The following is a 20,811-nucleotide window of genomic DNA, read 5'->3' as shown; positions in this document are numbered from 1 at the left end:
CGCGATCACACCGACGGCCCGATGACGCGGCGGAGCACCGCTCAGTACATTCGAAGTAAACCCTCGTTCACTCCTCGGCCGTGCAGGCCGGTAAGGGGATCGCAGCTCATGTCTTCTGGAACTTCCGGTACGACCGGCTCGGTGATCGTCGCGGGCGCGCGGACGCCCATGGGGCGGCTGCTGGGCTCGCTGAAGTCCTTCTCGGGAGCCGACCTCGGCGGCTTCGCGATCAAGGCCGCCCTCGACCGCGCGGGGATCGGCGGCGACCAGGTGCAGTATGTGATCATGGGCCAGGTGCTCCAGGCCGGGGCGGGGCAGATCCCGGCCCGCCAGGCCGCGGTCAAGGCGGGCATCCCGATGAGCGTCCCCGCGCTCACGGTCAACAAGGTCTGCCTGTCGGGCCTGGACGCCATCGCGCTCGCCGACCAGTTGATCCGTGCGGGTGAGTTCGACGTGGTCGTGGCCGGCGGCCAGGAGTCCATGACCAACGCCCCGCACCTCCTGCCGAAGTCCCGCGAGGGCTACAAGTACGGCTCGGTGGAGATGCTGGACTCGATGGCCCACGACGGCCTGACCGACTCCTTCGAGGGCATCGCCATGGGCGCGTCGACGGAGAAGCACAACACCCGCCTGGGCATCGGGCGCGCCGAGCAGGACGAGATCGCCGCCCTGTCCCACCAGCGGGCCGCCGCCGCGCAGAAGAACGGCGTCTTCGAGGCCGAGATCACCCCGGTGGAGATCCCGCAGCGCAAGGGCGACCCGGTCCTGTTCAGCAAGGACGAGGGCATCCGCGGCGACACCACGGCCGAGGGCCTGGCCAAGCTGCGCCCGGCCTTCGCCAAGGACGGCACGATCACCGCCGGCTCCTCCTCGCAGATCTCCGACGGGGCCGCGGCCGTGGTGGTGATGAGCAGGGCCAAGGCCGAGGAACTGGGCCTGGAGTGGATCGCCGAGATCGGCGCCCACGGCAATGTCGCGGGTCCGGACAACTCCCTGCAGTCCCAGCCCTCCAACGCCATCCTGCACGCCCTCAAGAAGGAGGGCCTGGAGGTCTCCGACCTGGACCTCGTCGAGATCAACGAGGCGTTCGCCGCCGTGGCCGTGCAGTCAATGAAGGACCTCGGTGTGTCCACGGAAAAGGTGAACGTGAACGGCGGCGCCATCGCCCTGGGTCACCCGATCGGGATGTCCGGCGCCCGTCTCGTGCTGCACCTGGCGCTGGAGCTGAAGCGGCGCGGCGGCGGTGTCGGCGCGGCCGCGCTGTGCGGCGGCGGCGGTCAGGGCGACGCGCTGATCGTCCGGGTGCCGAAGGCCTGAGCCGGGCGACGCCCGACCGACCTCATTCGTAGGACCTCTCGCACGCCGACCGCGTACGAGGATCACGTGAACGGAGCTGTGATGCAGGACGTCTCCTCTCTGGTGGCCCAGGCCAGGGAAGGCCGGCCGAGGGCCGTGGCCCGGCTGATCTCCTTGGTGGAGGGGGCGTCCCCGCAGTTGCGGGAGGTGATGCGGACGCTGGCGCCCCTGACCGGCAACGCGTACGTCGTCGGCCTGACGGGCTCCCCGGGCGTGGGCAAGTCGACGTCCACGTCCGCGCTGGTGACGGCGTACCGCAAGCAGGGCAGGCGGGTGGGCGTCCTGGCCGTCGACCCGTCCTCGCCGTTCTCCGGCGGCGCGCTGCTCGGCGACCGGGTGCGGATGTCGGAGCACGCCTCCGACCCGGGCGTCTACATCCGCTCCATGGCCACCCGGGGCCATCTGGGCGGGCTCGCGTGGGCCGCCCCGCAGGCGATCCGCGTCCTGGACGCGGCGGGCTGCGACGTGATCCTGGTCGAGACGGTCGGCGTCGGCCAGTCGGAGGTGGAGATCGCCTCCCAGGCCGACACGTCCGTCGTCCTGCTGGCCCCGGGGATGGGCGACGGCATCCAGGCGGCGAAGGCCGGCATCCTGGAGATCGGCGACGTCTACGTCGTCAACAAGGCCGACCGGGACGGCGCGGACGCCACCGCCCGCGAGCTGAACCACATGCTGGGCCTCGGCGAGGCCCGCGGTCCCGGCGACTGGCGCCCGCCCATCGTCAAGACGGTCGCCGCGCGCTCCGAGGGCATCGACGAGGTCGTCGAGGCGCTGGAGAAGCACCGGGCCTGGATGGAGGAGCGGGGCGTCCTGGCCGAGCGCCGCCGCGCCCGCGCCTCCCGCGAGGTGGAGACCATCGCGGTCACGGCCCTGCGCGAACGGATCGGCGACCTTCACGGCGACCGCCGCCTGAGCACCCTCGCGGAAAGGATCGTCGCCGGCGAACTGGACCCCTACCAGGCGGCGGACGAACTGGTGACGGGTCTGACCGAGGGCTGATCCCGGCCTCGTCCGGAAACTCCGTGGCCAATCCCGGCGGGTATCGCTAACTTGATCCGCATGTTCCTCCTCATGGCATAGACCGCGCACCCGCGCCGCGTCCCGGACCGACGACCGACCGTCGGCGGACGCGGCGCTCCGGTGTCCCGTCTCCCTGCCCTCACGTGAGGAACCACTCATGTCCGCGCCCACTTCGTCGCGCCCCGCCCTGCCCGCGCGGCCCTCGTACGCCGCCGTCCTGCGCGTCCCGCACGCGCGCCGCACCTTCGCCGCCGCCCTGACGGCACGCCTGTCCTACGGGATGGTGTCGCTCTCGGTGATGCTGTCCGTCACCCGGGCCACCGGGTCGTATGCCGTGTCCGGCGCCGTGATGTCCCTGTTCGGAGCGACGTCGGTCTTCCTGATGCCCCTGCGGGCGTCCCTCGTCGACCGGTACGGACGGCGCCGCGCCCTGCTCCCCATGGCGGTGCTCTACGGCGCTCTGCTGTGCGCCCTGGCGCTCCTGACCTGGGGGCCCGGCGCACCGGCCGCGGCCGTCGCCGCGGTTGCCGCCCTCGCGGGCGCCTGCGCGCCCCCGCTGGGCCCCACCATGCGGGCCCTGTGGTCCGAACTCGTCGCCGACCGGGGCCTCCTGCTGCGTGCCTACAGCCTGGACGGCGTCGCCGAGGAGTTGCTGTTCGTCTCCGGCCCGGTCCTCGTCGGCGTGCTGGTGGGCTTCGCGCCCCCGGCGTCCGGCATCCTGCTCAGCGCGCTGCTGATCGTCGCCGGCACCTGTGCCTTCGTCACCTCGCCGGTGATGACCGGCGCCCGTCCGGCGCCACGGCGGGAGAAGTCCCGCGGCCGCCCCGCCGGACTCGGCGGCCTTCTGCCGCCGGTCGCCGTGGCCGCGGGCGTCGGCCTGGCGCTCAGCGGAGTGGACCTGCTGGTGATGGCGTTCGCCGCCGAGAGGTCGTACGACACGGCCGTGGTGCCGTGGGTCCTGGGCGGCCTCTCGGCGGGCAGCGCGGTGGGCGGCCTCGTCAACGGGGCGATCGACTGGCGTACACCCGCCCGTGTGCGTCTGACCTGGTTCGCGGTGGGCCTTGGCCCCGTGATCGCCGCGGCGGGCCTCGCGCCCGGCCTGTGGGCCCTGACGGCGGTCATGGCCTGCGCGGGCGCGTTCATCGCCCCGGCGCTGACCACGGCGTACCTGCTGGCCGACGAGACGGCGGCGGAAGGCTCCCGGACGCGGGCCGGGGCGTGGGTGAACGCGGCGGTGAACGCCGGTGGTTCGGGCGGAGCGCTGGTGACGGGACTGCTGATCGGCGCCCTGCCGCTCGGGGTGTGCTTCCTGCTGGCGGGAGGGGTCTCCGTGGCGGCGGCGCTGGTCGCCGCACCGGGGCGGCGCCGTTAGGCGCGTTCCGTCCGCGCGGCTCCGGGACCCCGGAGCCGCGCGGACGTCCCGGCCAGGATCAGGGACGTCCCCGCTGCCCCCGCAGATGCTCGGCGATCGGCTTCAGGGCCTTGTCCAGTTCCGTCAGGGTCTCGTGGTCGAGCAGGTCGATGAAGTGCCTGCGGACGGACGCCACATGGTGGGGGGCGACCTTCTGCATGGTCTCCATGCCGTGGTCGGTGAGGACCGCGTAGAGGCCCCGGCGGTCGGACTCGCAGTTCTCGCGGCGGACCAGGTTCGCGTTCTCCATGCGGGTGATCTGGTGGGAGAGGCGGCTCTTGGACTGGAGCGTGGCGGACGCGAGGTCGCTCATGCGCATCCGCACGTCCTCCGACTCGGAGAGATTCACCAGGATCTCGTAGTCGTTCATCGTCAGGCCGAACGGCTGCAGGTCCTTTTCGAGCTGGTACGTCAACAGCCTGTTGACCTCCAGGTGGGTGCGCCAGGCGCACTGCTCCGCATTCGTCAGCCAGCTCGTGGCCGTCTCGGTCTCCATGAATGAAGTCTACCTAAGAAGTTGAAAGGCGAACTAGTGAGCGTGGTGTGGCGGCGTGCACGCGTTCGACGTCACACTCCGCAGACTACCGCTCACACACCGAAGCGACGCTGGAGATCTCCCAGCTGTCCGGGAAAGCGCGGTTGGCCGGCCTGCTGTCCGCGGGTTCCGGACACCCTTCCCCCTCCGGGTACCCCCGCCTCGTCCGGAAGCACCCCCGCCGCCAGTTCGGCCATGAGGCTCTCGCTCGACTGGAGCAGCACCGTACCCGCCCCCACGAACTCGAACTGGTGCTCCTCCCCGGAGACCGGCCCGAGGCCCGTCATCGAACGCAGCCCGCCCAGTACGCCGGTCAGGTACCCGTGGTCGTAGTGATGGCACGGGGACGGGCAGTCGGCCCAGCCGACCAGCGCCTGCGGGTCCACCCGGATCGGGGGTTCCATGAACACCACCGGCCCGTTGGACGCGGCCACGAACTTCCCGGTCCCGATGAGGGTCAGGAAGCCGGGCACGATCGACTGCTTCAGCGCGAGACTTGGCTGGAAAGCGAGCAGATTGCCGGAGCGAATGGTCAGATTGCCGTCGTCCAGGTCGAAGGAGTTGACATCGAAGGCCCGGTCGGCGAGCAGCATCCGGCCCGAGCCCTCGGCCACCACCCAGTCGCTCGCGTGCAGAGGCGAATGGAACGACGTACGGGTCAGCAGGTCCAGCGCGCCGTGCCCGATGCCGTTGAACCCGATCGACCCGTAGTAGGCGATCATCTTCCCCTTCTGCAGGAACCACTGGCTCCCCTTGAGCTCCACGCAGAAGGTGTACGGGTTCACGTTGTCGTCGGCCGGCAGGGTCGACGGGTCGTGGACCACCGGCCCCGAGCCGGGCGTTCCGTACGCGCTCACAGCTTCTCCTCCGAGGCCTGGACGTACACCGTGCCGTTGCCGCTCAGCTCCAGCTGGAAGCCCTCGCCGGAGCCGCGTCCCACCATCTCGCGCCAGCCCAGCGCGGTGGACAGCTTGTTGCGGATGTCGCCGTGGTGGGCGACGTAGGCCTGCGGGTCGACGTGGACGGGGCGCTGCGGGGTGACCGGCACCTCGAAGACGCCGCCGTGCGCCATCACCGCCACCGAGCCGTGTCCCTGGAGGGTCGTCGTGAACAGTCCCTGGCCCGTCGCCTGGCCCCGCACCAGGCCCATGACCCCGCCCTGCGAGCCCATGAACATCGTGCCCTGCTGGAGCGTGCCCTCGAAGGCGAGCAGGCGGTCCGCCTCCACGTACAGCGTGTCGCCCGTCATCTCGATCACGTGCACATGGTGGCCGCCGTGCCCGAAGAGCACCGTTCCGTTGCCCTCCACGGTCATCAGCGGGGTCGCCTCGCCCGCGACCCGGCGCCCGATCATCGACATCAGACCGCCCTGACCGCCCTGGATGTTGGGCGTGAACGCCACGTCGCCCCGGTAGGCGAGCATCGCGCCGCGCTGACTGAACAGGCGCCGGCCGGGCACGACCGGCGCCTCGACCATCTTCGAGTTGATCTCCCGGAAGGTCATCTCACAGGTCCCCCGCGATCGTGTTCCGCTCGCTCGGCTGGACGTACACCAGCCCGTCACCCTCGAACCGGATCTGGAAGGCCTCCCCGCCGCCCTCCCCGAGGAACGTGCGGAAGGTCACCCCGGACTGGAAGGACTGCCGGACGTTCCCCTGGTGCGCGACATAGGCGCCGGGGTCGACGATCAGCGGGTACTGCGGGCTGACCCGGAGCACCACCGCCGGTCCGTCCGACATGATCGCCGCCTGCCCGTGCCCCTCGACCGTGGTCGTGAACAGTCCGTTGCCCTGCGAGGCGCCGCGCAGCCCGGTGAACGTCGTCCCGGTGCGCAGCCCCGCGTCCGTCGCGAGCAGGTTGCTCGACTCGACGTACAGCTTGTCCCCCTGGAGCGTGACCAGATTGATCTCGGCCGCCCGGTCCGCGAACCAGCACGTTCCCTGCCCCCGCACCTCCATCACCGTCATCTGCTCGCCGGTGAGCCGCCGGGTCACCATGCCGCGCAGCCCCTCGCCGCCCCCGGTCAGCCTCTTGAAGGCCATCTGCCCGTCGTACGCGACCATCGAGCCGTTCTTCGCCTTCACGGCGTCCCCGGTCATGTCGACGGCCAGCACCCTGCTGTCTTGAAGTCGGAACATCGCCACGGAGCGAAGGTAGCGGCGGACGGCGGAGCCCGACAGGGGTTCGCGGGAGGACAACGACCCTGATTCACCCCCTTACGGGACGACGGCGCCCACCCCCTGCCCGGACCCGCCCCCCGGGTTTGCCACAATGGACGAACGTTTGTGCTCGCATTCACAAGCCGGCCCGCGACACCCCAGCGACCCGCCGGTCCGTCTCCCATCGAAGGTGACCCGTGGACATCAAGACCGCCACCGCCCTCCGCCGCCTCCGCCTGGTCTCCGCCCCCGAGGCGGTCTCCTTCCTCCTGCTGCTGGTCTGCTCGGTCCTGAAGCGGACCACGGAATTCAACGCGGTGCCCGTGATGGGCGCGGTCCACGGCATCCTGTTCATCCTGTACGTGATCTTCTGGGCCGACGCCTGGAACCGCGCCAAGTGGCCGCTGGGCACCGCAGCCCTCTACTTCGTCCTCTCGGTCCTGCCCACCGGCGGCTTCTTCGCCGAGCGCAGGCTCAAGCGCGAGGCCGAGGACGCGGTGATCGCCTCCCGTGCCCGCCGCGAAGGGATCGTGAAGGCATGATCGTCGCCTTTTCCGTGACTCCGCTGGGCGTCGGCGAGGACGTGGGGGAGTACGTCGCCGACGCCGTCCGGGTCGTCCGCGAGTCCGGCCTGCCCAACCGCACCGACGCGATGTTCACCTCCGTGGAGGGGGAGTGGGACCAGGTCATGGACGTCGTCAAGCGCGCCGTCGCCGCGGTGGAGGCACGCGCGCCGCGTGTCTCCCTGGTCCTCAAGGCGGATATCCGACCCGGCGTGACGGACGGCCTCACCGCCAAGGTGGAACGGGTCGAGAGGCACCTCGCCGAGGACGCCCGGCCGGCGCGGTAGGCAACCCGGCGGCGCGTCCGGGAGTCACCCGTCCCGCGCCGCGCGGCCCTCATCCGCCCGAGACCAGTGCCATCCCCAGCGGTGTGCGTTCGTACAGCACCTGGTGCCCGTACCGGCGGGACGTGAGCAGGCCCGCGTCCCGCAGCACCGTCAGATGCGCCGACACCGACGACGGGGCAAGACCCAGCCGGTGGGCCAGAGCCGTCGTCGTCGCCGGATCGCTCAGCGCGGCCAGGACCCCGGCCCGCCCCCGCCCAAGGAGCCGCACCAGGGGCTCGCCGCCCTCCGTGCCCGGCCGCGCCCACAGGCCCGCGAGCCCCCGCGCCGGATACACCAGCGTGGGCTGCCAGGGCGGGTCGAAGCCGCTGATCACGTCCGGCCAGGAGAACACGCTCGGCATCAGCACCAGCCCCCGCCCGTCGAGGTCGCGCCCGTGCTCGCCCGGCCAGTCGATCGTCAGCGTCCGCCCGTCCCAGGACAGCCGCCGGTCCAGCTCCGGCAGCAGCGCCCCCAGGCCCACCTCGGCCAGCCGCCGCGAGTGGAAGGCCACATCCGCCTCGAGCAGCGCCCGCAGCCGCGGCCACTCCGGCTCGATCAGCGCACGCCACGCGGCTTCCATCAGATCGGCCAGCTCCCGCACCGCGCGCCCCGGATCGGCGAGCATCGCCCGCCCCCGCGACGACTCCAGCGCACCCGGCGTATCGGCGAGCGCCCGCGCCAGGTCGTCCCTCGCCGCCCCGGGGTCCGCCGCCCGCACCTGGGCGATCTCGTCCTCGAACACGGCCGCGGGCCCGATCGGCGGCGGTCCGAGGAAGTCGGGGCTGTGCCCGCGCCGGGGCATGAGCAGCCACAGCGGGGCGAGGTCCAGGCCCCGCGCGGCCTCCCGGATGCGGCGCAGCCAGTACGGGTGGTACCCGTGCCGGTCCGGCCGCCGCAGCGTCCGCACCGCCTCCTGCGTCTCCCACAGCGGCGACACCGCGAACCGGCACCGCAGGAGGTCGTCACCGCCGAAGTGCAGACGGAACGGCACGGCACCCCCAGAAAGACACGGCAAGACACGGCAGACGGCGAAGATTCGGCAGTGGCCGAAACTCTACGCCGACCGCCCCTCCCACCGGCACGCTGCCGCCCATGCAGCAGCAAGCTCCCGAGCCCACCCCGACCCCGCAGGCCCCGGACCGGCCCGCACTCGCACCCACGCCCGCCCCGGTGCCCATGGCCGAACCGCCGGCCGGCTACGCCCGGGTCTTCGCCGTACCCGAGTTCCGGGCGGTCTTCGCCGCCCACGCCCTCTCCCTGCTCGGCGTGATGGTCAGCGAGATCGCCCTGTCGGTCCTCGTCTACGACCTCACCGGCTCGCCCCTGATGAGCGCCCTCACCTTCGCGCTCGGCCTCATGCCCTACGTCATCGGCGGCACCCTCCTCAGCGGGATCGCCGACCGCTTCCCGGCCCGCCGCGTGCTCGTCGTCTGCGACCTGGTGTGCGCGGCCTGCGTGGCGCCGATGGTGGTGCCCGGAGCCCACATCGGCGTCCTGCTCGCGCTGCGCTGCGCCGTCGCCGTGGTGTCACCGGTGTTCCAGGGAACGCGGATGGCCAGCCTCACGGACATCCTCGGCGACGGCGAGCTGTTCGTCCTCGGCCGCTCCCTGCTGCGAATCGTCTCGCAGAGCGCGCTGCTCGCCGGCTTCGGCCTCGGCGGCCTGCTGCTCACCGTGGTCAGCCCCCGGCACGCCCTGCTGATCACCGTCGTCACCTTCCTCGCCTCCGCCGCCCTGCTCCGCCTCGGCACCCGGCACCGCCCCGCCCGGACCGGGCAGCCCGGCGCCCTGGTGGGCGACTCGCTGCGCGGTGCCCGGCTGGTGCTCGCCGACCGCCGGGTCCGCGTACTGCTCCTGCTGTTCTGGGTGCCGCCGATGTTCGCGGTCGTGCCGGAGGCCCTGGCGGCCCCGTACGCCGACGCGCTCGGCGCCGGCTCCGTCGGGCTCGGGCTGCTGATGTGCGGGCTGCCCGTCGGCACGATCGCGAGCGAGCTGTACGCCGGCTCCCGGCTGCGGCCGGCCGTCCGGGAGCGGATCGCCCTGCCGCTGGTCTGCCTGACCCTGCTGCCCTACCTCGGCTACGCCCTGCGCCCCGGCCTCGCCGTCTCCCTGGTCCTGCTGGTGCTCTCGGGCGCCGGGTCGGCGTACACGCTCGGCCTCGACCAGTGGTTCGTGCGGGCGGTGCCCGGGGAACTGCGTGGCCGGGCCATGACCCTGCTGACCGCCGGACTCATGACGATCCAGGGCGTGGGCATGGCGCTGGCCGGGGTCGCGGCGGAGTTCGCCGGAGTGACGGCGACCGTCGCGGGGGCCGGAGTCCTGGGGACGGTGTGCTGCGTGGGGCTGGCGGTGGCCGCCCGCCGGACCGAAGGCTGAGACGGGGCTGATCCGCATATGACCGCCGGGTAGGGTCTGGTGACGTGCCGAAGCCCCTCAGTCTTCCTTTCGACCCCATCGCCCGTGCCGACGAGCTCTGGAAGCAGCGCTGGGGAAGCGTGCCGTCCATGGCCGCGATCACCTCGATCATGCGCGCCCACCAGATCCTGCTCGCCGAGGTCGACGCGGTGGTCAAGCCGTACGGGCTGACCTTCGCGCGCTACGAGGCCCTGGTGCTGCTCACCTTCTCCAAGGCCGGCGAACTGCCGATGTCCAAGATCGGCGAGCGTCTGATGGTGCACCCCACGTCCGTGACGAACACCGTGGACCGGCTGGTCAAGTCCGGCCTGGTCGCCCGGCGCCCCAACCCCAACGACGGGCGCGGCACGCTCGCCGTCATCACCGACAAGGGCCGCGAGGTCGTCGACTCGGCCACCCGCGACCTGATGGCGATGGAGTTCGGCCTCGGGGCCTACGACGCCGAGGAGTGCGGCGAGATCTTCGCGATGCTGCGCCCGCTGCGGATCGCCGCGCACGACTTCGACGAGGACTGACGTGCACGGCCGGCCCCAGGACTGAGGGGCCGGGCCACGGGTCGCCGCGTCACGGCCACCCGGGGCAAGATCTCCCGGAACGGGTGGTTACGCTCGTCCCCATGAAAAAGAGCGTGCTGACCCGCTACCGGGTCATGGCCTACGTCACCGGTGTGCTGCTGGTCCTGCTGACTCTCGGCGTGATCGCCAAGTACCTGTTCAAGATGGACGGCGCGGCGGGCTTCACGAGCGTCGTCGGCATCGCGCACGGCTGGCTGTACGTCGTGTACCTCGTGTTCGCGTTCGACCTGGGTTCCAAGGCCAAGTGGCCGGTCGCCAAGCAGCTGTGGGTGCTCCTCGCGGGCACCATCCCGACCGCCGCCTTCTTCGTCGAGCGCAGGGTCAGCCGCGAGCTGGAGTCCCGGCTCGCCGCGCAGGACGAGGCCCCCGCGGTCGCCGAGGCGTAGGCACGCGCCACCGCCGTACGGAACACGTACGGCGGTCAGCCGTCGACATTTACTTGGACGTCCTAGTAAATTCGAGGGTATGGACGCTGACGCCATTGAGGAGGGCCGCCACCGCTGGCAGGCCCGGTACGACGCCGCACGCAAGCGCGAGGCGGACTTCACCACGCTCTCGGGCGACCCCGTGGAGCCGGTGTACGGCCCCCGACCGGGAGACACGTACGAGGGATTCGAGCGGATCGGCTGGCCGGGGGAGTACCCCTTCACCCGCGGCCTGTACCCGACCGGCTACCGGGGGCGTACGTGGACGATCCGGCAGTTCGCCGGGTTCGGCAACGCCGAGCAGACCAACGAGCGCTACAAGATGATCCTCGGCAACGGCGGAGGCGGGCTCTCGGTCGCCTTCGACATGCCGACGCTCATGGGCCGCGACTCCGACGACCCCCGTGCGCTGGGCGAGGTCGGCCACTGCGGCGTGGCCATCGACTCGGCGGCCGACATGGAGGTGCTGTTCAAGGACATCCCGCTCGGTGACGTCACCACGTCGATGACGATCAGCGGGCCGGCCGTCCCCGTCTTCTGCATGTACCTGGTCGCCGCGGAACGGCAGGGCGTGGACGCCTCCGTTCTCAACGGCACGCTGCAGACGGACATCTTCAAGGAGTACATCGCGCAGAAGGAGTGGCTCTTCCAGCCCGAGCCGCATCTGCGCCTCATCGGCGACCTGATGGAGCACTGCGCGGCCAGGATCCCCGCGTACAAGCCGCTGTCGGTCTCCGGCTACCACATCCGCGAGGCCGGGGCGACGGCCGCGCAGGAGCTGGCGTACACGCTCGCCGACGGCTTCGGGTACGTCGAGCTGGGTCTGAGCCGCGGTCTCGACGTCGACGTCTTCGCGCCCGGCCTGTCCTTCTTCTTCGACGCGCACCTCGACTTCTTCGAGGAGATCGCCAAGTTCCGCGCCGCGCGCCGCATCTGGGCCCGGTGGATGCGGGACGTCTACGGCGCCAGGACCGACAAGGCGCAGTGGCTGCGCTTCCACACGCAGACCGCCGGGGTCTCGCTGACCGCCCAGCAGCCGTACAACAACGTCGTGCGTACGGCCGTCGAGGCGCTCGCGGCGGTGCTCGGCGGCACCAACTCGCTGCACACCAACGCGCTCGACGAGACGCTCGCGCTGCCGAGCGAGCAGGCCGCGGAGATCGCGCTGCGCACCCAGCAGGTGCTGATGGAGGAGACCGGGGTCGCCAACGTCGCCGATCCGCTGGGCGGTTCGTGGTACATCGAGCAGCTGACGGACCGGATCGAGGCCGACGCCGAGAAGATCTTCGAGCAGATCAAGGAGCGGGGGCTGCGGGCGCACCCCGACGGGCAGCACCCGATCGGGCCGATCACGTCCGGCATCCTGCGGGGCATCGAGGACGGGTGGTTCACCGGAGAGATCGCGGAGTCGGCGTTCCGGTACCAGCGGTCGCTGGAGAAGGGCGACAAGAGGGTCGTCGGCGTCAACGTCCACACCGGCTCGGTCACCGGCGACCTGGAGATCCTGCGGGTCAGCCACGAGGTGGAGCGGGAACAGGTGCGCGTGCTCGGGGAGCGCAGGGCCGGGCGGGACGAGAGCGTCGTCCGCTCCGCGCTGGACGCGATGCTGGCGGCCGCGCGGTCCGGTGCCAACATGATCGAGCCGATGCTCGACGCCGTGCGCGCCGAGGCCACGCTGGGCGAGATCTGCGGGGTGCTGCGCGACGAGTGGGGCGTGTACACGGAGCCCGCGGGGTTCTGAGGGCCCGGCGCCGGGACGGTCGCTTCCGTCCCGGCGCCCCCGTCAACCGCTCGCCGCCAGCCCGGTCAGAAGGACCCGGGTGAAACCGCGCACCCATTCCTCGTCCGCCGGTTCGGCGCTGACCAGGGTGCGGTGCACCACGGCGCCCGCGACGATGTCGAAGATCAGGCCGGCCGCGCGGGCGGCCTCCTCCGGGTCCGGCTCCGGGGGGAGTTCGCCCCGGTCCTGGGCGCGGGCGCGGCCCTCCAGGACCAGGCGTTTCTGGCGGTCCACGATCGAGGTGCGGATGCGTTCGCGGAGTGCCTCGTCGCGCGTCGACTCGGCGACCACGGCCATCAGGCCGCTCCTGGCCTCGGGCCGGGCCAGGATCCCGGCGAACTGGAGGACCACGCCTTCGATGTCGGCGGCGAGGCTGCCGCGGTCGGGGAGGTGGAGTTCGTCGAAGAGTTCGGCGACGGCGTCGACCACGAGTTCGTTCTTGCCCGCCCAGCGGCGGTACAGCGTCGTCTTCGCGACCCCGGCCCGGGTGGCCACGTCCCCCAGGGTGAGCCTGGACCAGCCCAGCTCCACCAGTGCCGCCCGGGTGGCGGCGAGGATCGCCGCGTCGGCGGCGGCGCTGCGCGGCCGGCCGGCGCGGGCGGCGGGGGTGCGGCTCTGCATCCCCCGACCATAACCGGACCGAAAACGAGTGGTTCCTGTCCGGTCGTGAGAGAGATCACCGGGCCGCGCTTTCGCGCTGGCGCCCGCGGCCATTACGCTACGGGTCGTAGCGAAACGCGGGTGCGAGCCCGCGTCCGAGCGATGACCACAGGGTGCCGGGTGGGGACCGGGCGCCCGGCGCGGTACGGCTTTCCCGGCGGTTTTCACTCAGGCGGGCAGAACGGGGGAGGATAGGCGCATGCAGCCACGGAACATGTCCATGAGCGGAGTCGTCGACCTCGCCGCGGTGAAGGCGGCCCAGGAGGCCAAGGCGAAGGCGGAGCAGGCGCGCGCCAAGGCGGCCAGGGAGGGCGGCGCGGGGGCGGTCTCCCCGGCCGATCTCGTGATCGACGTCGACGAGGCCACTTTCGAGAGCGATGTCCTCCAGCGGTCGGCAGAGGTGCCCGTCGTCATCGACTTCTGGGCCGAGTGGTGTCAGCCCTGCAAGCAGCTGAGCCCGGTCCTGGAGCGACTGGCCGTCGAGTACAACGGGCGCTTCCTCCTCGCCAAGATCGACGTCGACGCCAACCAGTTGCTGATGCAGCAGTTCGGCATCCAGGGGATCCCCGCGGTCTTCGCGGTGGTCGCGGGTCAGGCCCTGCCCCTTTTCCAGGGAGCGGCGGGCGAGGAGCAGATCCGGCAGACGCTGGACCAGCTGGTGCAGGTCGCCGAGCAGCGGTTCGGGCTGACCGGTCTGACCGTCGACCCGGACGCCGAGGCGGGCGCGCAGACGGCCCCTCAGGTCCCGGTCGGCCCGTACGACGCGCTGCTGAACGCGGCCTCGCAGGCGCTGGACGCCGGCGACCTGGGCGGCGCGGTCCAGGCGTACAAGAACGTACTGGCCGACGACCCGGCCAACCCCGAGGCCAAACTCGGCCTGGTGCAGGCCGAGTTGCTCCAGCGGGTGCAGGGTCTCGACCCGCAGCGGGTGCGCAAGGACGCGGCCGAGAAGCCCGCCGACGTGCAGGCGCAGTTCGTCGCCGCCGACCTGGATCTGGTGGGCGGTCATGTGGAGGACGCCTTCGGCCGGCTCATCGACACCGTGCGGCGCACCGCCGGTGAGGACCGGGACGCGGCGCGGCTGAGGCTGCTGGAACTCTTCGAGGTCGTCGGGCCCGAGGATCCGCGAGTCACGGGGGCGCGCCGGGCGTTGGCGCGGGCGCTTTTCTGATCCGGGTCAACCCTCCCGGGCCGACCGGTCGTTAAACACCGGCCTGTGATGCCCGAGTGAAAGATTGGCCGAGGAGTCGTCAGGGCGGCCGCGCTTTACCAAAACTTGGTCAACGCGGCCGCTGTTACTGGCAGTAAATCGACGGTGTGGTTCCGCCCGTTTCCGTCCGGGCATCCGCCGTTTTGTTCTCCCCTTTGTTAGCACCGAGTGTCGCCGTTCGGGGCCGGTGAGTCGTACCCCGGCCATATCGCCGTTACCAGCGAGTAACGAACCCCCTTGTGCGGGCGGCGAGAATGCACCACGATCGGCGACGCTCGGTCCATCCCCGTACCCCCGGCAGCCGGCCGGGTCCTGGGGTGCCTGGGTCACCACCGAGCAGGGCCGGCGGCAGTGGCGCCGTCCCTTTGGGCAGGGGGGTCTTCGCCGGCTGGTGAAGCCTGTCCAGCAAGGTTGTGCGTGATGCGTGTCAGGCGCGACCAGTGGTTGTCGCTCGGGGGTGATCGCCGGTGATTCGGGCGCGGTTGGCGCCACCGAGCGCGGGCGCTCTCCTTCCCGAGGACGTAGCACTTCTCCCATCCCTGCCCGGCCGAGCCGCCGGCCGGTGGTGAGCCGGGCCAGGAGATGTACGTCCGAGAAGGAGGAATTATGGAGTCCCAGGTGCGTGGCGGGACCAGATGGAAGCGGTTCGCTGTGGTCATGGTGCCCAGCGTGGCCGCGACGGCGGCGATAGGCGTGGCCCTGGCTCAGGGTGCCCTCGCCGCGTCGTTCAGCGTGTCGGGTCAGTCGTTCAAGGTGTCGGCCGACAGGCTGGAAGGTGAGGGGTTCTCTCAGTACGGGGCGATCGACAAGGGGTACACCCTCGAGGGCAAGGAGACGGTGCACCCCGTCGCGGTCTCGGCGTTCAGGGACGCCAAGATCACGAATCTTTGCCAGTCCGTGGTCACCCCGAACGTTCCGGTCTTCGGTTCGGTGAGCCTCATCCTCAAGGCCGGCGGCGGCAAGACCCCGGTCAAGGCCCACAACATCTACATCGACGTCGCCGACCTGCAGGCCGACGCCACGTTCAACAACATCGACATCGGTGTTGCGGCCCAGGACGCCGGCAAGGGTCCGGGCATGAAGGGCGGCAACGAGCTGTCCAACCCCTTCGGGTTCGCCCAGCAGGCCGAGACGGCCACGCTGATCGACGTGAAGCAGACGGCGTGGGCGACCACCGCCGGAACCTTCGAGCTGAGCGGCCTGAAGATGTCGTTGTCGACGAAGGCCAAGGAGTGCTACTAGGCACTCGGTGACGGGCGGGGGAGCCGACGGCGCCCCCGCCCGTTCCACCTTCCACCCGCTCTTCACACACCCCCCACACCGACCAGCACCACCCTCATCACAGCAACGCCGCACCAGGGAGCTGTTTTCCATGAGCGCCGAGACTCCTGCCGCAGCCGGCCAGTTCACCCGCCGGAGGCTGCAGTTCCGCGCCTGGCGGGGCACACGTCCGTTCTGGGCAGGCCTGTTCGTCCTGCTCGGCGGCCTTCCGATCATGTACTTCCCGTATGCCCACCTCCAGTTGGGTCATCTGACGCTGGCGATGGCGACCACCGCGGGAGCCGGTTCCCTGATCATCGGCGTGCTGCTCGTCGTCCTGGGCATCAGCCTCTGGTTCCAGAAGCACATCAGGGTCTTCGCGGGTGTCGCGGCGATCCTGCTGGCGCTGGTGTCCATCCCCGTGTCCAACTTCGGCGGCTTCGTCCTCGGCTTCCTGCTCGCGCTCATCGGCGGCGCGATGGCCGTGTCGTGGGCGGAGGGTGTGCCGCCCGCGCCGGAGGACGTCGAACGGGACGGCCCGGTACGGGGCGGAGCCCCCGAGGCCGCGCCCGGCCCGGCGGAGGACGGCGCGGTACCGCCCGGGTCTGTGGTGGACCCGATGAGCCCTGTGGTGGACCCGATGAGCAAGGAGGGCCCCTCCCAGGGCTTCGAGGCACTGGGGGAGAACGACCTGTCAGGAACGAGCCCGGCCAACGGGGCGAACGGGAGGCGAAGTGCCGGCTGACGAGGTGACTCACGGGACGGGAGTGGAGGAGTCCCGTGGGAGAACCGGGCCGCGCCACGCGGCACCCAAGAAGCCGCTGTTCACCAGGTTCCACATGCCGGCCGGCAAGGCGATAGCCATGGCGGCGATGCCGACGGCGGTCCTCATGGGCATGGGCTTCACGTCCACGCACGCCGTCGCCGACAACAACGCGTCGGCGCCGTCCGCCAAGAGCCTGACGGCCGACGAGTACAAGGACTGTGTCGCGGCGCTGGACGGCTCGCAGGACGAGGCCTCGGCCTCGCCGACGCCGTCCGCCTCCGCGAGCGCCGGTGACGCCGCTGAGGACGGCGAGGGCGGCGAGGGCGCCACCGCGAAGCCGGCCCCCTCGGCCACGTCCGCCACGGACCAGGCGGGCGAGGACGGCCAGGGGGACCAGAACGACCAGGGGGACCAGAACGGTCAGAAGGACGAGGGCTCCTCGCACGCGTCCTCCTCGCCGGACACGGCCTCCGGCGGCAAGACCGCGCCCGAGCCGGCCCCCACCGCCTCGCAGAGCAAGCCGGACGGTTCGGCGTCCGGGGGCGGCGGCCTGCTGGGGACCGTCGGGGACGCGCTCGGAGGCCTCCTCGCCGGCGCCAAGCCAGGCTCCGGGAACTCCGGGGGCACCGCGGACTCCGGGGCCGCGCCGTCCGCCTCCGCCACGCCTTCGGCGAGCGGGACCAAGGACGCCGGCGACGGCGCCTCCGACCCGGTCGAGGACACCGCCGGGAAGGTCGCCGACAAGGTCAAGGACACGGTCAAGGACACGGTCAAGGGCACCGTGAAGGACACCGTGAAGGACACGGCCGGCACGGTGTCCGGGACGGCCGGGGAGGCCGGGAAGACCGTCGAGGACGTCAAGGAGGCGGCCGGAGAGGCGGCCGACGCGGCGACGGCCACGCCGAGCCCGTCGGCGAGTTCCACGACGGACCCGGAGAAGTGCCCGGCCGCCACCGACGCCGAGGGCGGCGTGGACAACGACGTGCTCCTGGCCGACGACCCCTGGTACCTGGACGCCAGTTCGCTGCTGCTGAAGGGCGCCGACTACCAGGGCGTCGTGGAGGTGCGCACGGCGAGCGGACACGTCAAGAAGGTGCTGAAGTACGTCATTTCGGATGGCACCGACATCGGCGACCTGCACCAGACGGTGAAGGACACCGGGATCGGCAAGACCTACCACGTGCAGGCCGCCAAGGGGTCCACGTCCACGATCCGCAACGGCGACACGGTGATGTACACCGAGAGCATCTCCGGCAACCTGTTCGGTCTGATCCCGGTCACATTCAGCCCGAAGAGCCCTCCGCCGCTGAACATCCCGCTGATCTACTTCACCAAGGTCAAAGTGGTCCAGGCGGCCCAGTTCGGCGGCGACCTGCACGTCCCCGGTATGCACCTGTACACCACCGACTGACCGGCCGCGGGCCCGTCCGGGAGCCGCAACACCGCTGAGGGCGCCCCCTGTTCGCAGGGGGCGCCCTCAGTCGTGTGCCGGTCGGCCGGGCGGCCGTGCGCGCGGTCAGTCGCGGGTGCCGCCGCCCAGGTGGTGGACGCGGACCATGTTGGTGGTGCCGGGGACGCCGGGGGGCGAGCCGGCGGTGATGATGACCGTGTCGCCGGGGGCGAAGCGGTTGAGCTTCACCAGCTCCTGGTCGACCAGGTCGACCATCTCGTCGGTGCTGTTGACGAACGGCACCACGTGCGGCTCCACGCCCCAGCTGAGCGCGAGCTGGTTGCGGGTGGACTCGTCGGTGGTGAAGGCCAGGATCGGCTGGCAGGCGCGGTAGCGGGACAGCCGGCGCGCGGTGTCGCCGGACTGGGTGAAGCCCACCAGGCCCTTGGCGCCCAGGAAGTCGGCGATCTCGCAGGCGGCGCGGGCCACCGAACCGCCCTGCGTGCGCGGCTTCTTGCCCGGCACCAGCGGCTGCAGGCCCTTGCCGAGCAGCTCCTCCTCGGCCGCCTTGACGATCTTCGACATCGTCTTGACGGTCTCGACCGGGTAGGCGCCCACGCTCGACTCGGCCGACAGCATGACCGCGTCGGCCCCGTCCAGGATCGCGTTGGCCACGTCGGAGGCCTCGGCGCGGGTCGGACGGGAGTTGGTGATCATCGACTCCATCATCTGGGTCGCCACGATCACCGGCTTGGCGTTGCGCCGGCACAGCTCGATCAGGCGCTTCTGCACCATGGGGACCTTCTCGAGCGGGTACTCGACGGCCAGGTCGCCGCGGGCGACCATCACACCGTCGAACGCCATCACGACGTCCTGCATGTTCTCCACCGCCTGCGGCTTCTCCACCTTGGCGATGACGGGGACGCGGCGGCCCTCCTCGTCCATGACCCGGTGGACGTCGGAGACGTCCTTGGCGTCGCGGACGAAGGACAGGGCGACCATGTCGCAGCCCATGCGGAGCGCGAAGCGCAGGTCCTCGACGTCCTTCTCGGACAGCGCGGGCACGTTCACCGCGGCGCCGGGCAGGTTGATGCCCTTGTGGTCGGAGATGACGCCGCCCTCGATGACGATCGTCTTCACCCGCGGGCCCTCGACGTCCACGACCTTCAGCTCGACGTTGCCGTCGTTGATGAGGACCTGGTCGCCGCGCGAGACGTCGGCCGGCAGCCCCTTGTACGTCGTACCGCAGATGTGCTTGTCGCCCGGGACGTCCTCGGTGGTGATGGTGAACTCGTCACCCCGCTCGAGCTCCACCGGACCCTCGGCGAAGGTCTCCAGCCGGATCTTCGGGCCCTGGAGGTCGGCGAGGACGGCGATGGCCCGGCCGGTCTCCTTGGCCGCGGCGCGGACCCGGTCGTACCGTGCCTGGTGCTCGGCGTGCGTTCCGTGGCTGAAGTTGAACCGGGCCACGTTCATGCCCGCGTCGATCATGGCGACGAGCATCTCGTGGGAGTCGACCGCTGGGCCGAGAGTACAGACGATTTTCGAACGGCGCATGGGGCGATCCTATCGGTTTGTTTCGCTCCGGAATATTCCGTCTGATGGAAGATACAAATGGGCGCCTCGGCGCTCAGTCGAGTGCCGGCCGGAATTTCGCGGACGTGCTCAGCCGTCCTTTCCGACCAGTGCGTAAGTCTGGGTGGCGATCTCCATTTCCTCGTCCGTGGGAACCACGGCCACGGCGACCCGCGCGCCCTCGGGCGAGATCAGCCGCGCCTCGTCGCCGCGTACGGCGTTCCGGTCGCGGTCCACCGCCAGGCCCAGGCCCTCCAGGCCCGCGAGGGCGGCCTCGCGCACAAAGGCCGCGTTCTCGCCGACCCCGGCCGTGAAGGCGACCGCGTCCACCGTGCCGAGTACCGCGTAATAGGCACCCACGTACTTCTTCAGCCGGTGGATGTAGATCTCGAACGCGAGTCGTGCGTCGTCGTCGCCCTCCTCCATCCGGCGCTGAATCTCCCGCATGTCGTTGTCGCCGCACAGACCGAACAAACCACTCCTCTTGTTGAGGAGAGTGTCGACCTCGTCCATGGACATTCCGCCGACTCGCTGCAAATGGAAGATGACGGCCGGGTCGAGGTCACCGGAACGCGTTCCCATCACCAGCCCCTCCAGCGGGGTGAGCCCCATGGAGGTGTCCACGCACCGGCCGCCACGGACCGCCGAGGCCGACGCGCCGTTGCCCAGGTGCAGCACGATGACGTTGACGTCCTCGGGCGCCCTGCCCAGCAGCTCGGCGGTCGCCCGGGAGACGTAGGCGTGCGAGGTGCCGTGGAAGCCGTAGCGCCGCACCCGGTGCCGGTCGGCGGTCCTCGTGTCGATCGCGTAGCGGGCCGCGGACTCCGGCATGGTCGTGTGGAACGCCGTGTCGAAGACGGCGACCTGCGGCAGGTCGGGGCGCAGCGCCATGGCCGTGCGGATGCCGGTGAGGTTGGCCGGGTTGTGCAGCGGTGCCACCGGGATCAGCCGCTCGATCTCGGTGAGCACGGCGGAGTTGATGACGGTGGGCTCGGTGAAGAACATGCCGCCGTGCACCACCCGGTGCCCGATCGCGGCCAGTTCGGGGGAGTCCAGGCCGAGCCCGTCCCGGGCCAGTTCCTCCGCGACCGCCTTCAGCGCGGCGTCGTGGTCGGCGATCGGGCCGCTCTGCTCGCGGCCGGCCCCCGTGGCCAGGCAGGTGTGCTTGAGCCGGGAGGTCTGCTCGCCGATGCGCTCCACCAGGCCGGCGGCGAGCCGGGTCGCGTCGCGCATGTCGAGCAGCTGGTACTTCAGCGACGAGGAGCCGGAGTTGAGGACGAGGACGCGGGTCGCGGTCACGAGCGCTGGCGCTTTCTGGTCGGAGTTGTGGAGGTCTTGGGCCGCGCGCGCCGGGGCGGCGCCCCGGCGGACGCGGCCGGGGGAGG

General features: G+C 71.3%; 21 protein-coding genes. 13 read left to right on the top strand and 8 right to left on the bottom strand.

The features are described from left to right. The first annotated feature begins 108 nt into the window (after nucleotides 1-108). The 3 genes from CG719_RS09060 to CG719_RS09050 all read left to right on the top strand — a co-directional run bounded on the left by CG719_RS09060 (nucleotide 109) and on the right by CG719_RS09050 (nucleotide 3,748). Nucleotides 109-1,317: an acetyl-CoA C-acetyltransferase gene (locus CG719_RS09060; RefSeq protein WP_100568018.1), complete on the top strand. Its 1,209-nt coding sequence runs from the start codon at nucleotides 109-111 to the stop codon at nucleotides 1,315-1,317. A gap of 81 nt (nucleotides 1,318-1,398) precedes the next feature. Then, nucleotides 1,399-2,355, top strand: a complete 957-nt coding sequence (gene meaB, locus CG719_RS09055; protein WP_100568017.1) for a methylmalonyl Co-A mutase-associated GTPase MeaB — start codon at nucleotides 1,399-1,401, stop codon at nucleotides 2,353-2,355. Between the two features lie 178 nt (nucleotides 2,356-2,533). Beyond that, nucleotides 2,534-3,748 (top strand): MFS transporter, encoded by a 1,215-nt coding sequence (locus tag CG719_RS09050; protein WP_100568016.1) that lies wholly within the window; start codon nucleotides 2,534-2,536, stop codon nucleotides 3,746-3,748. 58 nt (nucleotides 3,749-3,806) lie between these two features. On the opposite strand, the gene CG719_RS09045 is transcribed toward CG719_RS09050, so the two are convergent. The 4 genes from CG719_RS09045 to CG719_RS09030 form a co-directional block, all read right to left on the bottom strand. After that, nucleotides 3,807-4,283 carry a MarR family winged helix-turn-helix transcriptional regulator gene (locus CG719_RS09045; RefSeq protein WP_100568015.1) on the bottom strand — a complete coding sequence of 159 codons (477 nt, stop codon included), beginning with the start codon at nucleotides 4,281-4,283 and terminating at the stop codon, nucleotides 3,807-3,809. A gap of 92 nt (nucleotides 4,284-4,375) precedes the next feature. Further along, the gene (locus tag CG719_RS09040) at nucleotides 4,376-5,179 is read right to left on the bottom strand and encodes an AIM24 family protein (RefSeq protein ID WP_100568014.1); all 804 of its coding nucleotides are present in this window, start codon (nucleotides 5,177-5,179) and stop codon (nucleotides 4,376-4,378) included. Further along, on the bottom strand, nucleotides 5,176-5,826 hold the full coding sequence (locus tag CG719_RS09035) for an AIM24 family protein (protein WP_100568013.1): 651 nt from the start codon (nucleotides 5,824-5,826) through the stop codon (nucleotides 5,176-5,178). The genes CG719_RS09040 and CG719_RS09035 overlap by 4 nt, the downstream gene beginning before the upstream one ends. Before the next feature lies 1 nt (nucleotide 5,827). Beyond that, complete coding sequence (locus CG719_RS09030) at nucleotides 5,828-6,460, bottom strand: AIM24 family protein (protein ID WP_100568265.1); 633 nt, start codon at nucleotides 6,458-6,460, stop codon at nucleotides 5,828-5,830. 218 nt (nucleotides 6,461-6,678) lie between these two features. Between CG719_RS09030 and CG719_RS09025 the strand changes: the two genes are divergently transcribed. Together CG719_RS09025 and CG719_RS09020 are read left to right on the top strand one after the other, a co-directional pair. Then, nucleotides 6,679-7,023 (top strand): DUF3817 domain-containing protein, encoded by a 345-nt coding sequence (locus CG719_RS09025; protein ID WP_100568012.1) that lies wholly within the window; start codon nucleotides 6,679-6,681, stop codon nucleotides 7,021-7,023. Further along, a complete protein-coding gene (locus tag CG719_RS09020) occupies nucleotides 7,020-7,331 on the top strand; it encodes an MTH1187 family thiamine-binding protein (RefSeq protein WP_100568011.1) in 312 nt (103 codons plus the stop codon). Before CG719_RS09025 ends, CG719_RS09020 begins: the two co-directional genes overlap by 4 nt. A 49-nt stretch (nucleotides 7,332-7,380) precedes the next feature. Here the strand turns inward: CG719_RS09020 and CG719_RS09015 are convergent, their stop codons facing one another. Further along, nucleotides 7,381-8,361 (bottom strand): ArsR/SmtB family transcription factor, encoded by a 981-nt coding sequence (locus CG719_RS09015; RefSeq protein WP_100568010.1) that lies wholly within the window; start codon nucleotides 8,359-8,361, stop codon nucleotides 7,381-7,383. Between the two features lie 101 nt (nucleotides 8,362-8,462). Between CG719_RS09015 and CG719_RS09010 the strand changes: the two genes are divergently transcribed. From CG719_RS09010 to CG719_RS08995, 4 genes are all read left to right on the top strand, one after another. Next, complete coding sequence (locus tag CG719_RS09010; protein ID WP_100568009.1) at nucleotides 8,463-9,746, top strand: MFS transporter; 1,284 nt, start codon at nucleotides 8,463-8,465, stop codon at nucleotides 9,744-9,746. 44 nt (nucleotides 9,747-9,790) lie between these two features. Continuing rightward, a complete protein-coding gene (locus tag CG719_RS09005) occupies nucleotides 9,791-10,300 on the top strand; it encodes a MarR family winged helix-turn-helix transcriptional regulator (RefSeq protein WP_100568008.1) in 510 nt (169 codons plus the stop codon). Between the two features lie 101 nt (nucleotides 10,301-10,401). Continuing rightward, nucleotides 10,402-10,746 (top strand): DUF3817 domain-containing protein, encoded by a 345-nt coding sequence (locus CG719_RS09000; RefSeq protein ID WP_100568007.1) that lies wholly within the window; start codon nucleotides 10,402-10,404, stop codon nucleotides 10,744-10,746. Nucleotides 10,747-10,825: 79 nt separating this feature from the next. Continuing rightward, the gene (locus CG719_RS08995) at nucleotides 10,826-12,526 is read left to right on the top strand and encodes an acyl-CoA mutase large subunit family protein (RefSeq protein WP_100568006.1); all 1,701 of its coding nucleotides are present in this window, start codon (nucleotides 10,826-10,828) and stop codon (nucleotides 12,524-12,526) included. Nucleotides 12,527-12,568: 42 nt separating this feature from the next. Here CG719_RS08995 and CG719_RS08990 read toward each other — a convergent pair whose 3' ends face one another. Beyond that, on the bottom strand, nucleotides 12,569-13,186 hold the full coding sequence (locus CG719_RS08990) for a TetR/AcrR family transcriptional regulator (protein WP_100568005.1): 618 nt from the start codon (nucleotides 13,184-13,186) through the stop codon (nucleotides 12,569-12,571). Between the two features lie 238 nt (nucleotides 13,187-13,424). On the opposite strand from CG719_RS08990, the gene CG719_RS08985 reads away from it, so the two are divergent. The 4 genes from CG719_RS08985 (at nucleotide 13,425) to CG719_RS08965 (ending at nucleotide 17,872) form a co-directional block, all read left to right on the top strand. Beyond that, nucleotides 13,425-14,396, top strand: a complete 972-nt coding sequence (locus CG719_RS08985) for a tetratricopeptide repeat protein (RefSeq protein WP_100568004.1) — start codon at nucleotides 13,425-13,427, stop codon at nucleotides 14,394-14,396. A 645-nt stretch (nucleotides 14,397-15,041) separates the two neighbouring features. Next, nucleotides 15,042-15,677 (top strand): DUF6230 family protein, encoded by a 636-nt coding sequence (locus tag CG719_RS08975; protein WP_100568003.1) that lies wholly within the window; start codon nucleotides 15,042-15,044, stop codon nucleotides 15,675-15,677. 130 nt (nucleotides 15,678-15,807) lie between these two features. After that, nucleotides 15,808-16,440, top strand: a complete 633-nt coding sequence (locus CG719_RS08970) for a DUF6114 domain-containing protein (RefSeq protein ID WP_100568002.1) — start codon at nucleotides 15,808-15,810, stop codon at nucleotides 16,438-16,440. After that, nucleotides 16,430-17,872 carry a hypothetical protein gene (locus CG719_RS08965; RefSeq protein WP_100568001.1) on the top strand — a complete coding sequence of 481 codons (1,443 nt, stop codon included), beginning with the start codon at nucleotides 16,430-16,432 and terminating at the stop codon, nucleotides 17,870-17,872. Before CG719_RS08970 ends, CG719_RS08965 begins: the two co-directional genes overlap by 11 nt. Before the next feature lie 105 nt (nucleotides 17,873-17,977). Here the strand turns inward: CG719_RS08965 and pyk are convergent, their stop codons facing one another. Both pyk and CG719_RS08955 read right to left on the bottom strand, forming a co-directional pair. Beyond that, complete coding sequence (gene pyk / locus CG719_RS08960) at nucleotides 17,978-19,408, bottom strand: pyruvate kinase (protein ID WP_100568000.1); 1,431 nt, start codon at nucleotides 19,406-19,408, stop codon at nucleotides 17,978-17,980. A 108-nt stretch (nucleotides 19,409-19,516) separates the two neighbouring features. Beyond that, nucleotides 19,517-20,725 (bottom strand): acetate kinase, encoded by a 1,209-nt coding sequence (locus CG719_RS08955; protein ID WP_100567999.1) that lies wholly within the window; start codon nucleotides 20,723-20,725, stop codon nucleotides 19,517-19,519. Nucleotides 20,726-20,811 lie beyond the last annotated feature (86 nt).

Origin of the sequence: Streptomyces sp. CB01373 (genome assembly GCF_002803075.1) — a bacterium.
In the GTDB taxonomy this organism is placed as follows: Bacteria; Actinomycetota; Actinomycetes; order Streptomycetales; family Streptomycetaceae; genus Streptomyces.
The sequence above is the reverse complement of the archived record's forward strand: the minus strand, read 5'-3'. Positions and strand labels throughout refer to the sequence as shown.